We start from the raw sequence: 15,405 nt of genomic DNA on the forward strand, positions 1-15,405 counted from the left end.
CATACCAGGAGATACTATGAACGGAGAAGCTCCCCGAATAATCCTACTTGCCCATGGAAGCAGCGATGAGCGCTGGTGCCGGACGTTCGAAGCATTGGCAACCCCGACACTTGAATCTGTACCCGGGTCCCGCATTGCCTATATGGAACTGGCAGAGCCCTCCCTAGATACGGTTATCAGCGAGGGAGCAAGTGAAGGCGTCCGACAGTATACCGTCGTGCCGCTGTTCCTGGCGGCGGGCCGTCATCTCAGAAAAGACGTTCCCGCGATGATCGAGGGGCTACAAAGCCAACACGAGGTCAGCATTACGCTTGCACCACCCATCGGTGAGAACCCCGAACTGGGGAAAGCCATTCGTGACGTTGTGATCCACGAACTCGACAGCCACAAACAGCCGGCATAACCCATCACCGACAACTATCAATAGCCGACCATTAACCGACCCAGGAGCGAGCAGCAATGGATAATCGGATTCTGATCACCGGAGGCACCGGATTCATCGGCCAATCATTGTGCCAACAACTGATCAGCAAAGGCTACGCCCCAACCGTCTTCAGCAGACAGTCCACGGCAAACGTTCAGGCTCTTTGTGGACGTGTAGAGGCGTTGGGAGATCTCGAGCTCCTACGAGGCCACCCGGGGTTCGGTGCGGTTATCAACCTGGCTGGCGAAGGCATCGCCGATAAACGGTGGTCCGATCGCCGCAAACAGGAACTGCGGGACAGCCGTATCGGCCTTACTAGCCTCCTGGCGAACGTGATAAGGAGCTGGGAATCACTCCCGCGCGTGCTGGTGTCCGGTTCTGCGGTGGGTTTCTACGGCGACCAGGGCCGTGAACGCGTGACTGAGCAAACGTTGCCCCATGACGAATTCACTCATCGCATGTGCCGTGACTGGGAACAGGAAGCTCTGAGCCTGGAGGCTGACGGCGTTCGCGTATGCCTGTCGCGGACGGGGGTTGTTGCTGGCCCGGGTGGCGGTTTCCTGCAGCGCATGCTTCTACCCTTCCGCCTGGGTCTTGGGGGACGACTTGGCGATGGCGAACAGCTCATGCCATGGGTTCACCGGGACGACGTGGTCGCAGCGCTTGTCTGGATGCTCGAATCCGACAAGGCCAACGGCCCCTACAACGTCGTGAGCCCCAACCCGGTCACCAACCGGCAGTTTACAAAGTGTCTTGCCCGCGTTTTGGGCCGGCCGGCCATTTTCCCGGCACCAAGTCCGGTCCTCAAGTTGGCGCTGGGCGAAATGTCCCGGTTGTTACTGACCGGCCAAATGGCCATACCCGAAAGACTCGAAGCCGAAGGGTTCCATTTCCAGTATCCTGAATTGGGCCCAGCCCTGGCGGATTCGGTAAGGTACTGAGGCGGTCCTCGGAAAGGTTCAGGGCAGCTTCCTCGACCAACCTGCTGTGCTCGCGAAAGCTATTATTTTTTTAAAAACCGTTTGACAGCTCGTATCGCCTTACTTAATATACGCGCCACCTCGACGAGGCAAGCTTTTGAAGCGATGCGTCCCCTTCGTCTAGTGGCCTAGGACTCCGCCCTTTCACGGCGGCAACAGGGGTTCGAACCCCCTAGGGGACGCCATTTTTTCAGCTTCTTTTTCTTTGCAGGTCCACCCTGAACTCCCACCTGATCAGTCCCGCATGCGCAGGCGTTCAACGCCCCCGAACACTGCCCGCTCCCAAGACATTAACAAATCCTGAACAGTGACACATTTCTCCCGATTTTTCCTGTATTTGCGAGGCATTTGCAAGAAACTGCTGCTATAGTCCTGAGAACACCGTCTGACCATGCTCATTGAAACCTGCCAGGGTGGCCGAAGTATAGGACATGCAAAAACTGTTGACTCGCCTGCAACGATTTCGAACCGGGTCTCCCCTGTCCTTCAGGCTGCTCGCATACATCCTGTTGTTCAGCTCGTTGTTCACGCTCATCTCTTCAGCTATCCAGATATACTCGGATTACCGGAAGGACCTGTCGCAGATCGACAGGCGCATGATGGTTGTCGAAACCGGCTATACTTCCAGTCTGGCCCGCAGCCTATGGGCGCTGGATCAGAAACTCCTACAGACCCAGCTCGAAGGCATACTCAGCCTGCCAGACATCGTTCACCTACGCCTCAAAATTGAACCGGATTCCGAACTGGTCATGGGCGAAATCCCTCGCAACGCCCAGACAATCAGCCATACGTTCAAGCTCACCCACCAGGGTGATGAAATGTTCAGTTTGGGTCAGTTGACCATCACCGCCGATCTGAAGCGGGTGTTCTCGGACATGCGCCAAAAAGTCGTAGTGGTGCTGACCACCCAGTTCCTGAAGACCTTTTTCGTTTCGATCCTGATCATCTGGATTTTCCAGCACTTCATTGCGCGGCACCTGACCACCATGGCCAACTACGCCCGCAATTTCTCACTCAACAACCTGTCAGACCCGCTTGAACTGGACCGACCGGACACCCAACTGAATCGAAATGACGAACTGGCCCAGGTCACCGTTGCCATCAACCAGATGCGGGAACGTCTCAACGATGACCTCGAACGACAGGAGCGCGATGCCCAGGAAATCCGAAAATTCTCCAAGGCGATTGAGCAAAGCCCGTCATCGGTGCTGATTTGTGATCGCCAGTGGCGTATCGAATACGCCAACCAGAAATTCAGCCAGCTCACCGGCTACGACGCTGCCACCATCGCCGGAAAACACCCGGGCGTGCTATCCGAGGATGCACAGGCCCATCGAGAAAACCGCCAACTGTGGCAATCCATCCGACTTCAGGTCCAACGCGTGGGGGTCTGGCAGGGGGAAATCAACAGCGTTCGCAAGAACGGTGAGCGCTTCTGGGAACAACTGATCGTAACCCCCATCAAGAATTCCAAGGGCGAAGCCACCGGCTACCTAATTCTTGGCGAAGATATCAGCATTCGCAAGCGCTACGAGCAACAACTGCTCAGACAGGCTAACTACGACATCCTGACCGGGCTTCCCAACCGGATGCTCGCCCTGGATCGCCTGAAACTGGCCCTGGCCCAGGCAAGACGCGAAAGCTCCCTGGTTGGCGTGATGTTTCTCGACCTGGACAACTTCAAGCACATTAACGATACCCTTGGGCACGACGCCGGTGACAACCTCCTGATAGAGGCCGCACGACGGATTTCCAGCTGCCTTCGGGGTACCAGCACTGTCGCCAGGCTTGGCGGTGATGAGTTTCTGGTGATATTGCCCGGCCTGACGGGCCCCGAGGCGACGTCACAGGTGGCAGAGCGTATCCTCAAGACCTTTGCCCCTCCTTACCTGCTGAATGGCCAGGAAGTGTTCGTAACCACCAGTATCGGTATCTCCGTTTTCCCGAACGACTCCGATAACAGCGGCACCCTGCTTCAACACGCCGATGCCGCCATGTACCAGGCCAAACACAAGGGTAAAAGTGCCTATGCTCTCTTTGCTCCGGAAATGACGGAAGTCTCCCATGAACGGCTGCAGATGGAATCGCTGATGCGCCGGGCCCTGGAGCAAAAAGAGTTTGAGCTCTACTACCAGCCCATTGTTCGCACTGAGTCCGGACAACTGTGCTCTGCCGAAGCCCTGCTGCGCTGGAATAACCCCGGTATGGGTATGGTCATGCCCGACCGGTTTATACCCCTGGCGGAAGAAACCGGCCTGATAACGCCGATTGGTGAATGGGTGTTACGGGAAGCCTGCCTGGCGGCCATACGCTGGAAAGAGTCCACTGGTACGGACATCGGCATTTCAGTCAACGTATCTCCCAGGCAATTCAGGGATCCGGGCTTTGTCGACACCGTCATGAATGCTCTCAAAGCCAGCGGTTTGCCCCCCCAGCAACTGGAACTGGAAATCACTGAGCGGCTGATCCTTGATAACACCATAGAAACCGCCGATATCCTGCGGCAACTCGATCAATCCGGCATTCGCCTGTCAGTTGATGACTTCGGTACCGGCTATTCCGCGCTCAGCTACCTCAAGAGCTACCCTTTCGATACTCTGAAAATCGACAAATCCTTTGTTCAGGACGTGATGAAGGAGCGGGAGGACGCCTCGCTGGTGAAGGCCATCATCAACATGGCCCACAGTCTTGGCTTGAGTGTAATTGCAGAAGGCGTGGAAGAAGAAGCCCAGACACACTTCCTGCAACAGGAAGGCTGTGATTATTCACAAGGCTATTTCTACAGCAGGCCGATGCCCGAAAACGAGTTTCAGGAGTGGCTAAAGACCAACCATCGCGCCCTTTGATGCAGCACCGACTGCCTGGCGCTGCCCCGACGGTCGGATCGTTTCAGCGTTTCTTGCTCTTCATTCGCGCTTTCTTCCGTACCGGCCGCCCTTTCTTCAGGTCATTGTCCTGTTTGACCTTCTGACGCGGCGTAAGCCGGCTAACCTTATTAGCGAACGGGTTTTCACTGGAACGGAACTCGAAGCGAATGGGAGAACCATTGACCTTCAGCACTTTACGGAAGGTATTCTCCAGATAGCGTTTGTAAGCCCCTGGCAACGCGTCAGTCTGATTGCCATGCACCACAATCACTGGAGGGTTGGACCCACCCTGGTGGGCGTACCGCAGCTTTATTCGACGCCCCTGCACAAGCGGCGGCTGATGTTGGGCGGTAGCATCCTGGAGGATGGCCGTCAGGCGATTGGTCGGCCACTTGGCCATCGCTGACTCATAGCAGGCGTGAACCGAATCGTACATGACGCCCACACCGGAGCCGTGAAGGGCAGATATGTAGTGCTTGTCAGCATAATCAAGAAAGTCCAGGCGGCGCTGAACCTGCTCTTTTACCTTGGCCCGGTCGTCCGGGTCCATGCCGTCCCATTTGTTGACCGCAATCACCAGGGAACGGCCGGCATCCAGAACAAAGCCAATCAGATGAAGATCCTGGTCCACCAGACCTTCCCGGGCGTCGATAACCAGGATGACCACATGGGCGTCATCGATAGCCTGGAGGGTCTTGATGATGGAAAACTTCTCCACCACCTCACTGACATTCTTGCGCCGGCGCACACCGGCCGTATCGATCAGTGTGTACTGGTTATCCATGCGTTCAAACGGGATGTAAACGCTATCCCGGGTGGTGCCGGGCATGTCATAGACGATCACCCGGTCCTCTCCGAGCATGCGGTTGACCAATGTTGACTTGCCCACGTTCGGTCGCCCGACAATACCAATGCGTATGCCCGGATAACGATCGGCACGGTCCTGCCCTTCGCGCTCTTCCTCGGACGGCAGCAACTCTTCCAGCATGGAGCGAATGCCCCGGTTGTGAGAGGCAGCAATCAGATAGGTAGACTCAAAGCCCAGGCCGTAGAAATCGGAAGCGGCGATGTCGGGGTCCTGGCCATCCGTCTTGTTGACCACCAGATGCGCCCGCTTGCCGGTTTTCCGAAGATGGGCAGCAATCAGTTCGTCGCCGCCATTGAGGCCGGCCTTGCCATCTACCAGAAACAGGACAATGTCAGCTTCCTCGACAGCCTGCATGGACTGGCGGGCCATTTCAGCGTCCAGGCCTTCCTCACCCCCGGTCAGGCCACCGGTATCAATCACGATAAAGCGCTGCCCTTCGTAATTGCCCTCACCGTATTTACGATCACGGGTTAAGCCGGGGAAATCCGCTACAAGCGCATCCCGGGACCGCGTCATTTGATTAAACAGTGTCGATTTGCCCACGTTGGGGCGCCCGACAAGAGCAATTACAGGGGTCATAGTCTTTCGCTACACATTAAACAGGGCCCGCGCTTCACAGCGATAGGGCCGGAAAGGAGCACTCAGTCGAGCGTCCGGAGTTTCAATACCGACAGTTTACCGCTATTGCCATACACAAGAAGGTTACCGTTCTGCAGGCGCTGGAAAGGCACCCGCAGGCCCTCGTCGTCAAATTCAAGCTGACCCACCAGGCTGCCGTCTTCCAACGACAACATATGAATATACCCCTCGAAATCACCAATCAACAGGTAATCCTCATAGACAACCGGCTGCGTTGGCTGCCGCCAGGATAACCGGTCCTGAACCCACAGCTCGCGACGGTCGGAACCGCGGTAGGCCGTGATATCGCCGTTGGCACCCGCGACAAAAATATTACCGTTGCCGATCATTGGTGACTGCAGGCTGGAGGCGGGACGACTCCAGATTTCCTGTCCGGTTTGCAGGTCAACCAGCGCAAGCTTGCCCTGATAGCCCACAATCATCGCTGCGCTCTCTAGAATCAGCGGCTCACCGGCCACATCAACAAGCCGTTCAAGCTCGGTACGGCCCTGCGGCTGGCCGACTTCATACTGCCAAACGGGCTGGCCGGTCTCAGTGGAGATCGCCATGAGCTTGCCGTTGGCCAGTGAAGCCAGCACAAGGTCTGCCCCGACAAGCGGCGACGCCGCTGCACGTATTGACAGGACCGGGACATCACTGTCGTATTGCCATGCCTGCTCCCCGGAGGCGGTATCAAACGCCAGCACCTTGCCATCAATGGTCTGTGTCACCACCAGGCGTCCGTTGGACTGGGGGGACGCCAACACTTCGTTGGGCAAAGGCTGCCGCCAAAGCTCAGAACCATCTTCGCGCGACAGTGCCATCAGCTCAGCATCACGGGTGACCAGGTACAGGTTTCCCTGATCGCCACCAACGCCGGCACTGATTTCCTCGTCAAGATCCCGGAACCAGAATACCTCGCCGTTTTCGGAGCCGACGGCATAAACCTCGCCATCGGCTGATGCCGCATACAAACGGTCTCCGGTGTTCAGAGGGGCGAGGTACAGGAAGTTGTCATCATGCCCGTCCCCAACACCCATACTCCAGACAGGCTCAAGCCCGACACTGGATGAAATCTCCGGAACCGGTGCAGGTTGCTCAAAGGTGTCACTGGTACTACATCCTGCAAGGACAGCCAGTGTCAGCATACCCGCAAGCGAAAGGAGTCTGGTATGCCCGTTAACCAACCAGGGCATCAGGCTCCCTCCTCAACACCAAGGTCGGATAGCTTGAGCTCAAGAATGCCGCTACGACCCTGCTGGTTCATTTCACGGGCCGCCAGATACGCTTCTCGAGCCCCCTCACGATTACCCTGGGCTAGCAGGATATCGCCTTTAAGCTCGGTAAAAATAGCGCCGAAACTGCCGGTATTGTCCGTACCCTCAATGGTTGCCAAAGCATCTTCGTACTGTTTCGCCGAGAACTGGGCGCGGGCCAGGCGGTTGCGAATAACCAGCGCCAACGCTCCGCTTTCGCCGGCTTTTTCCTGTGCCCAGGTCAGGGACTCGATCGCCCCTTCCGGATCGCCCTGGTCCATAACCTGCTGGCGAGCAAGCATCAACATGCCATAGATAGCGAAAGCGCTGTCGCTGTATTCTTCTCGCAAGTTCTCGGCCACGTAAGCAACGGTATCTGCGCGATTTTCATCGCTCTCATCGCTGTAGGCATTGATCAGCTCGGCAAACTGGGAAGCCGCTTCCGTACGCTGCTGCATTTGATGGTTCTGCCAGGCCTGCCACCCGAAAACAATAGCCAGCGCCGCACCGACACCGATCAGAAGCGAGCTGCCATTCTTTTTCCACCAGTCCTTGATTGCCTGGACCGTTTCTTCCTCAGTACGCATTTCAGCCATGATGACTCCTGCAATAGATGTTTATTATGCTGTAGCTCGTCGGCGCGCCATCAGCGGCCAAGCAATTCTTTCAGTGCCACTGCCAGGTCGCCCTGGGCAACGTCTTGCTGCGCCTCATCCGAACGTAACGGCTTAAGGCCGGCGGTCCCGCTGGCAACCTCATTCTCACCCAGAATGACTGCGTAACGGGCGCCACTGCGATCAGCCTTCTTCATCTGACTCTTGAAACTACCGCCACCGCAGTGCCCCATCACCGTCACACCCGGCAAGGCATCGCGAAGGGATTCACACAACGCCAATGCTGGGGCCACGGTGGATTCACCCATAGCCGCAACATACACGTCTGCATTGCCATTGGCACTGTCTGGCACAAGATTGAGCGTTTCCAGCAGCAAAATCAGTCGTTCGAGCCCCATGGCGAAACCGACCGCCACCGTTGGCTTGCCTCCCAACTGCTCCACCAGCCCATCGTAGCGACCACCGGCGCAGATCGTCCCCTGGGAGCCCAGGCTGTCGGTAATCCACTCGAATACGGTTTTGCCATAATAATCGAGCCCGCGAACCAGCTTTGGATTCACCGTATACTCAATGCCAGCCGCGTCCAGCAACGAACGCAATTGGCGGAAATGATCCCGTGATTCATCATCGAGGTAGTCATCCAGGCGAGGCGCGTCCACCAGAAGCTTCTGTGTGACCGGGTTCTTGCTGTCCAGAATGCGTAGCGGGTTCGAGCCAAGACGCCTTTGGCTGTCTTCGTCCAATTGATCCCGGTAGTCCGAGAGGTACGCGACCAGCGCCTCGCGGTATTCCCGACGGGCAGCAGACGTACCTATGGAATTGATTTCCAGGCGGGTGTGTTCACTCAGTCCTAGCGCGCGCCAGAGCCTGGCCGTCAACACGAGGAGCTCAGCATCAATATCCGGGCCGGTCATGCCAAAACATTCCACGCCGATCTGGTGGAACTGACGGTAACGGCCTTTTTGGGGGCGCTCATGACGAAACATGGGGCCGGTGTACCAAAGCCGGCGGGTCTGATTAAAAAGCAGACCGTGTTCTTCGGCGGCACGCACACAGCCGGCCGTACCTTCGGGGCGCAGGGTCAGGCTGTCACCGTTGCGATCCTCAAAGGTGTACATCTCTTTCTCAACGATATCTGTCACTTCGCCAATAGAGCGCTTGAACAGGTCCGTCTGCTCAACCACCGGCATGCGAATTTCCTGATAACCGTACTGGGAAAGCACTTTCCTGACCGTGTCTTCCACAAACTGCCACACCGGCGTCTGCTCTGGCAGGATATCGTTCATCCCGCGGATTGCCTGGATCTTAGCCAAGTTACTACCTTATCTGTGTCGGTGATTTGACGATCTGCTCTCAGTCGGCCGAGCGGGTAATGATCGCTTCTTCCTTTTCCTTGCGACGCGCCACTTCCTCACGGATCAGCCGTTCCAGGTCGTCGGTCAGGTTGGCATTGTCGAGCTTCTGATTAGGCTTGCCCGACGCGTAGAACAGGTTCTTGGGGCTGCCGCCGGTCAAGCCCAGGTCAGCAACCTTTGCCTCGCCCGGCCCGTTTACAATACAGCCAATGATGGCAACATCCAGGGACTCGTTGACATCTTCCAGACGAGCCTCAAGGTCATTCATGGTCTGGATGACATCGAAATTCTGGCGTGAGCAGCTTGGGCACGCGACGAAGTTGATACCCCGGCTGCGCAGGCGCAAGCTTTTGAGAATATCGTAGCCGACCTTGATTTCCTGCACCGGGTCTGCCGCGAGCGATACTCTGATGGTATCCCCAATGCCGTCCATCAGCAGCATGCCCAGGCCAACAGAGGACTTCACTGTCCCGGAGCGAAAGCCACCAGCCTCGGTAATACCCAGATGCAGGGGTTGTTCTATCTGTGCAGCAATCTGACGATATGCCGCCACCGTCATGAAGACCTCTGAGGCCTTCAGGCTCACCTTGAAGTCCTGAAAATCATGACGGTCGAGAATGTCGATATGGCGCATGGCCGACTCAACCAGAGCCTCGGGTGTCGGTTCCCCGTACTTACGTTGCAGTGCCTTTTCCAGCGAGCCCGCGTTGACGCCAATACGAATCGGGATATTGCCATCCCGCGCGGCGCTGATCACGGCGCTGACACGGTCATCCCGACCGATATTACCCGGGTTGATACGAAGACAATCAACACCCAGTTCCGCCACCCGCAGAGCAATTCGGTGATCGAAATGGATGTCAGCCACCAATGGTACCGACACCATTGAGCGAATCTTGCCGAACGCTTCCGCAGCATCCATTGTAGGCACGGATACCCGCACAATGTCCGCTCCAGCTTCCTGCAGGGCGCGGATCTGGCCAACGGTTGCATCCACGTCACAGGTGTTGGTGTTGGTCATGCTCTGGACAGCAATAGGCGCATCGCCACCCACGGGAACATCGCCTACCATTATCTGGCGTGATTTGCGTCTTTTGATCGGAGATTCGTGATTCATATAGCCTGCTAACCGCAAAAGAGGGTTCGAAACGTTCAGATATCCAGCGAGAATTCTGCTCGGTTGTTGACGACCCGATAACCGGAAAGGTCAATCGGTTGGCCATCAAATCTTATAGATTCGATGGCATCGACTGCGCCGACAACAACGTCGATGGGCAGCCTGCCTGATACATTAATCCTGTCACCATCCCGTTGCAGGGATCCCACCAGGCGATTGCCCGCCGAATCGGTTACCTGAACCCAGCACTCATCGCTGAATGTCATTTCCAGGCGAGCGCTGCCGACGGCAGCCGTTGGCTGGGCGCTCTCCTGAAACGCTGGCTCCGGCTCACTGGTCACCACCGGAACCTGGCTCTCATCAATCTCATCGACAGCAGGTTGCGCAGCGGGAGCGGAATCGTCTTCAACCGTCGGGGCCGGAGAGCCAGAGACCTGCTCATTCACCTGAGGGTCCTCAGGCAGCTCTGCCAACTCGCTATTGTCCTCAACGATCGACGCTTCATCAACCGGCGCGGATAGCCTATCGGCCTCTTCCTCGGTTTCAGGCTCGGCTAACTCGGTATCGACAGTGTCGTCCACCGACACCGTCTCTTCGGACGGTTCAGGCTGCGCGGGAGCAGCCGTTTCCGAGGACACAGCCGGTTCCGTCGTGTCGCCTGTTATACCGTCCAATTCGCCCATAAAGCGCAATGCGAGAAAGGCAATTACTGCTATGGCCAGCAGGAGAAGCAGAAACTTTGCAACGCGTCGCTTGCGACGCCTGCGACGCTCGATATCAATCAGCGGATTCGCTTCTTCTGCCTGCACTTTTTGCTGTCGTAGCGGTTCGAGCTCCTCATCCAGCGTCGCGATCACCGCATCCGGATCAAGGTCAACCTGTCGTGCGTAGGTTCTGACATAGCCTTTAAGGAACAGTTCACTGTCGATCTGTTCATAATGCCCGTCCTCTATCGCCTGTATTATCGCCGGGCGAAGGTGCTGGGCATCGGCCACGGCGGAAACACTGAGCCCCTTCTGCTCACGCGCACGTTTGAGCAACTGGCCCGTAGGCTCACTCAGGCCCGACGGTTGTTGTGCGTCATCACTGTCCATTGGATGTCATCACCCTGTATTGTTGGTATTCGACAGAGTTTGGAAAATTGTTCTTCAGTTGGAGCGCAAGACTCGATTCCCGGTTCCTGTCGCCCTGATGCCGGGCAATGCGGATGCCGGTAAAAAGACTTTCAGGAGAATGGCGGAGATTCTGGTTCCGTTGCATCAACGTCATCAGGCGGCTGTAGTGACGAGAGGCGGCCTGGAGCTCTCCGGATTCGACCAACGTCCGTGACAGCGCAAGCAGTGACTTTGCATCACCACGGGATAATTCAACGGCGCGCCGGTACGCCGTCGTGGCGCCCTCAAGGTTGCCAATTCTCTCTTCCGTCAATCCTAGGTTAAAAAACACGGATGCCCTGTCGTTGTAGGACGTATCCCTCGACGCGGCCAGAAACTGTTCACGGGAGTCCTCGAATCGGCCCGCACCGTACAGGAAGGCACCGTAATAAACCCGCCCGCGGGTATAGCCCTGATCACTATCGAGTGACTCCCGGAACGACCGCTCAGCCAGTTCCGGTTCGCCCTCGGCGTTATAGATCAGCCCCATGGCTGCCAGCGCCCCGGGGTCATCGGGAGACAATTCTAGTGCTCGTTCAAGGTGATGCCGGGCCCTTTCGAGATTATCCTGGCCGATGTAGGCGGTACCCAACTGGACATAATTCCTGACGGCCTTGTCGCGATCTGCCTCGCGGGCAAACCGGCTATCGGTATTGGTCACACACCCTGCGACAAACATCGCCAGCAATACCACGACAAGCGCGGCTCGCATCCTTTTCACTGGAATAAATGTCACAGTCGGCAATTCCTCTTGAATTGGAAGGTGCATATCGGCACCGGGTTTACGGACTGACCTGCTGCACCTGGATATAACGCTGACTACGCTTGGTGCGGTCTTCCACCATCCCTACCAGCTGACCACAGGCTGCATCGATATCATCACCGCGAGTGGTTCTCACCGTGGCGATAAAGCCGGCCTCGTTCAGGACTGCCTGGAAACGGCGGGTCGCGTTGTTACTGGGACGGCGAAAATCGCTCTCGGGAAACGGATTGAACGGGATCAGGTTAATCTTGCACGGCAGGCCGCGAAGAACAACAGCGAGTTCCCTGGCGTGCTCAGGCTGATCATTAACGCCTTCGATGACCGTGTACTCAATGGTTGCCTTCCGCTTGTCAGGCAGACGTGCAAGATAACGACGCGTCGCTGCCAGCAACTCCGCAATAGGGTACTTTTTATTCAACGGCACCAACTGGTTACGCAACTCATCATTGGGCGCATGGAGCGAAATGGCCAGTGAAACATCGGTAACTTCACCCAATTTGTCCAGTGCCGGAACCACCCCAGAGGTGCTGACGGTGACACGTCGCTTGGAAATGCCGTACGCCAGGTCCTCCATCATCAGGTTCATGGCATCGACAACGTTGTCGAAGTTCAGCAACGGCTCACCCATCCCCATCATTACCACATTGGTAATCGGGCGGTCCGGGCCGGGTTCAAACGGCATGAACGCCTTACGCGCAACCCAGACCTGCCCGATGATTTCGGCAGCGGTAAGATTGCGGTTAAATCCACGCTTGCCCGTCGAACAAAACGTGCAATCGAGGCTGCAGCCAATCTGCGACGATACGCACAGCGTGCCGCGCTCGCCGTCAGGTATGAGCACGGTTTCAACACTGTTGCCGTTGTCCATGCGCATGACCCATTTGCGAGTACCGTCTTTGGAGGACTCGTCGTACACCACCTCCGGCCCACGAATTTCCGCAACGGCCTTCAGCTTTTCCCGCAGCACCCGACTCATATTGGTCATTTGATCGAAGTCATCGGCCCCGCGCTGGTGAATCCATTGCAGCACCTGTGTTGCGCGGAAACGTTTCTCCCCCAGGGACTCAAAAAAGGCCTCCATTTTGGCCTTGGGCATTCCCAGAAGGTTGGTTTTCTCAGCAACAGCTGTCATTTCATAACCTCAATCAAATAACCAATACGGGCCGGACGTATGTCCGGCCCGATACAGCCTGATCAGCCGCGCGGGCAGATCTCACTGTCATTAAAGAAATACGCAATTTCGCGCTCAGCTGACGCGGCGGAATCTGAACCATGAACAGCGTTTGCATCAATTGAAGATGCAAAGTCGGCACGAATGGTGCCTGCTTCCGCTTCCTTGGGGTTAGTTGCTCCCATCAGGTCACGATTCTTCAGGATAGCACCATTGCCTTCCAGAACCTGAACAACCACAGGGCCGGAGGTCATGAACGCAACCAGATCATTGAAAAACGGGCGCTCCTTGTGCTCGGCGTAGAACCCTTCTGCCTGCTCCTGGGTCAGGTGCATCATTTTCGCAGCGACGATGGTCAGGTCCGCTTTTTCGAAGCGTGTGTAGATTTCGCCGATCACATTTTTTGCGACTGCATCGGGCTTGATAATCGAGAGCGTGCGCTCATTTGACATGATCTATCTCCATTCAGGTTCAGAAAAATTTCAGGGTTGGGATTATACGCAGTCCGGAGGCAACTGCCTACCGCACTGAACGGAGACGGGTAACAACGTCAACGATTTGCGCCGCTGCGAAGTCTGCCTCCTCTTCCGTCGAAAAGCGTCCAAAGGAAAACCGGAGAGCTCGATGCGCCTGCTCATCATCCAGCCCAATGCCCTTGAGTACAAACGAAGGCTCAATAGTGGCCGAAGAACAGGCCGAACCAGACGAAACCGCCAATTCACGCAATCCCAGCATCAGGGATTCCGCATCGACACCGGCAAACGAGAGGTTGATGATACCCGGCACCCGATGTTCGGCACTGCCGTTAAGCGTCACGCCCTCAAGACCTTCAAGGCCCGACATGAAACGCTTCCGCAGGGATTCCAGCCGCGCCTTCTCCTGCTCGAGTTTCTCGCCGGCCAGATCAAAGGCTTTGCCCATGCCGACGATTTGGTGCGTAGGTAGTGTGCCGGAACGCATGCCCCGCTCATGACCACCGCCATGAATCTGCGATTCAATTCGCACGTCCGGAGAACGCCGCACATAGAGGGCGCCAATACCCTTGGGCCCGTATACCTTGTGCCCCGACAAGGACAACAGGTCCACTGGCATAGCTCCCACATCCACCTCGGTCTTGCCAGCCGCCTGCGCCGCGTCCACATGAAACAGCACACCGCGTTCGCGAAGCATGGTACCGATGGCTGCGATATCCGTTTGGCTACCCAGTTCATTGTTGACCATCATCAGGCTGACCAAAGCGGTATTGTCCCGGAGCGCATCTTCAACCTGTTGACAGGACACCCGCCCGTCCGCGCCCGGTTTGAGCCAGGTCACCTCAACACCCTGCCCTTCAAGCCACTTGCAGGTATCAAGCACCGCCTTGTGTTCAATCATCGACGTCACAATGTGCGGATTGTTCTTGCCTGTAACAGCACCCTTGATGGCGAGGTTGTCGGACTCGGTAGCGCCGGACGTCCACACAATCTCACGTGGGTCTGCATGGATCAGACTGGCCACCTGACGGCGAGCACCTTCAACGGCGGCTTCGGCCTGCCAGCCAAAGCCATGGGAGCGTGAGGCAGGGTTGCCAAACACACCATCAGGCGTCAGGTATTTGACCATTTCTTCGGCAACGGCAGGGTCTACGGGCGTGGTGGCCGCATAATCCAGATAGACGGGCTTTTTCATAGAAGTTTCAGGATAGTCGTTCAGGCCGGCGCCTGATCCGTAAGGCGCTCGGTGTTAATCGTCTGTGAGTCGCCGTCTGAATGGCGCCTGTTCTGCCGATCGGCAACCACCTGAATCTCCCGTTTACGCATCAGGTCCCCAAGACTGATATCACTGAGGAACTGATGAATCTGATCACTGAGATCAGACCACAGGTGGTGGGTCAGGCATTTCTCGCCATTCTGGCAATCACCCTTGTTGCCGCAACGGGTGGTATCCAGGGATTCGCTGACCGCGTCGACAACTTCCGCAATAAAGACGGAGTCTGCCTCACGGCTCAGGCGATAACCACCGCCAGGGCCCCGGATACTCGTCACCAGTTTGTGACGGCGAAGGCGGGAAAATAACTGCTCGAGATACGAGAGGGAAATCTCCTGCCGGGCAGATATGTCAGCCAGACTCACCGGCCCCTGATCCCCATGAAGGGCGAGATCCAGCATTGCCGTCACCGCATAGCGGCCTTTGGTGGTCAGTCTCATAACGTCAGCCCCGGTCAGGGATTGATTCGGCT

General features: G+C 56.7%; 14 protein-coding genes and 1 tRNA gene. 4 read left to right on the forward strand and 11 right to left on the reverse strand.

From position 1 onward, the window contains the following. The first annotated feature begins 16 nt into the window (after nucleotides 1-16). The 4 genes from ACTRWH_RS09770 (at nucleotide 17) to ACTRWH_RS09785 (ending at nucleotide 4,250) form a co-directional block, all read left to right on the forward strand. The gene (locus tag ACTRWH_RS09770) at nucleotides 17-403 is read left to right on the forward strand and encodes a sirohydrochlorin chelatase (protein ID WP_036208116.1); all 387 of its coding nucleotides are present in this window, start codon (nucleotides 17-19) and stop codon (nucleotides 401-403) included. A 56-nt stretch (nucleotides 404-459) separates the two neighbouring features. After that, nucleotides 460-1,365: a TIGR01777 family oxidoreductase gene (locus tag ACTRWH_RS09775; protein WP_228210707.1), complete on the forward strand. Its 906-nt coding sequence runs from the start codon at nucleotides 460-462 to the stop codon at nucleotides 1,363-1,365. Nucleotides 1,366-1,513: 148 nt separating this feature from the next. Next, nucleotides 1,514-1,589, forward strand: a tRNA-Glu gene (locus ACTRWH_RS09780). 246 nt (nucleotides 1,590-1,835) lie between these two features. Beyond that, the gene (locus tag ACTRWH_RS09785; protein WP_036208121.1) at nucleotides 1,836-4,250 is read left to right on the forward strand and encodes a bifunctional diguanylate cyclase/phosphodiesterase; all 2,415 of its coding nucleotides are present in this window, start codon (nucleotides 1,836-1,838) and stop codon (nucleotides 4,248-4,250) included. A 43-nt stretch (nucleotides 4,251-4,293) separates the two neighbouring features. Here the strand turns inward: ACTRWH_RS09785 and der are convergent, their stop codons facing one another. The 11 genes from der to iscR all read right to left on the reverse strand — a co-directional run bounded on the left by der (nucleotide 4,294) and on the right by iscR (nucleotide 15,373). Further along, nucleotides 4,294-5,718 (reverse strand): ribosome biogenesis GTPase Der, encoded by a 1,425-nt coding sequence (gene der, locus ACTRWH_RS09790; RefSeq protein ID WP_036208124.1) that lies wholly within the window; start codon nucleotides 5,716-5,718, stop codon nucleotides 4,294-4,296. Nucleotides 5,719-5,780: 62 nt separating this feature from the next. Continuing rightward, nucleotides 5,781-6,953, reverse strand: coding sequence for an outer membrane protein assembly factor BamB (gene bamB / locus ACTRWH_RS09795; RefSeq protein ID WP_151982032.1), 1,173 nt, complete (start codon nucleotides 6,951-6,953; stop codon nucleotides 5,781-5,783). Then, entirely contained in the window at nucleotides 6,953-7,609 is a 657-nt protein-coding gene (locus ACTRWH_RS09800) for a YfgM family protein (RefSeq protein ID WP_127401128.1), read from the reverse strand. Before ACTRWH_RS09800 ends, bamB begins: the two co-directional genes overlap by 1 nt. Before the next feature lie 50 nt (nucleotides 7,610-7,659). Next, a complete protein-coding gene (gene hisS, locus ACTRWH_RS09805; RefSeq protein WP_127401126.1) occupies nucleotides 7,660-8,940 on the reverse strand; it encodes a histidine--tRNA ligase in 1,281 nt (426 codons plus the stop codon). A 40-nt stretch (nucleotides 8,941-8,980) separates the two neighbouring features. Beyond that, a complete protein-coding gene (gene ispG / locus ACTRWH_RS09810; protein WP_036208144.1) occupies nucleotides 8,981-10,099 on the reverse strand; it encodes a flavodoxin-dependent (E)-4-hydroxy-3-methylbut-2-enyl-diphosphate synthase in 1,119 nt (372 codons plus the stop codon). 35 nt (nucleotides 10,100-10,134) lie between these two features. Continuing rightward, complete coding sequence (locus ACTRWH_RS09815; RefSeq protein ID WP_127401124.1) at nucleotides 10,135-11,193, reverse strand: RodZ domain-containing protein; 1,059 nt, start codon at nucleotides 11,191-11,193, stop codon at nucleotides 10,135-10,137. Further along, nucleotides 11,183-11,965 carry a type IV pilus biogenesis/stability protein PilW gene (gene pilW, locus ACTRWH_RS09820; RefSeq protein WP_126813246.1) on the reverse strand — a complete coding sequence of 261 codons (783 nt, stop codon included), beginning with the start codon at nucleotides 11,963-11,965 and terminating at the stop codon, nucleotides 11,183-11,185. The genes ACTRWH_RS09815 and pilW overlap by 11 nt, the downstream gene beginning before the upstream one ends. Nucleotides 11,966-12,035: 70 nt before the next feature. Beyond that, nucleotides 12,036-13,148 (reverse strand): dual-specificity RNA methyltransferase RlmN, encoded by a 1,113-nt coding sequence (gene rlmN, locus ACTRWH_RS09825; protein ID WP_036208154.1) that lies wholly within the window; start codon nucleotides 13,146-13,148, stop codon nucleotides 12,036-12,038. Nucleotides 13,149-13,210: 62 nt separating this feature from the next. Next, entirely contained in the window at nucleotides 13,211-13,639 is a 429-nt protein-coding gene (gene ndk, locus ACTRWH_RS09830) for a nucleoside-diphosphate kinase (protein WP_007152369.1), read from the reverse strand. Between the two features lie 67 nt (nucleotides 13,640-13,706). Continuing rightward, the gene (locus ACTRWH_RS09835; RefSeq protein WP_127401122.1) at nucleotides 13,707-14,855 is read right to left on the reverse strand and encodes an IscS subfamily cysteine desulfurase; all 1,149 of its coding nucleotides are present in this window, start codon (nucleotides 14,853-14,855) and stop codon (nucleotides 13,707-13,709) included. 20 nt (nucleotides 14,856-14,875) lie between these two features. Then, the gene (iscR, locus tag ACTRWH_RS09840; RefSeq protein WP_036208160.1) at nucleotides 14,876-15,373 is read right to left on the reverse strand and encodes a Fe-S cluster assembly transcriptional regulator IscR; all 498 of its coding nucleotides are present in this window, start codon (nucleotides 15,371-15,373) and stop codon (nucleotides 14,876-14,878) included. Between the last annotated feature and the right edge of the window lie 32 nt (nucleotides 15,374-15,405).

Source organism: Marinobacter sp. G5_S1_61_S3, from assembly GCF_054968585.1.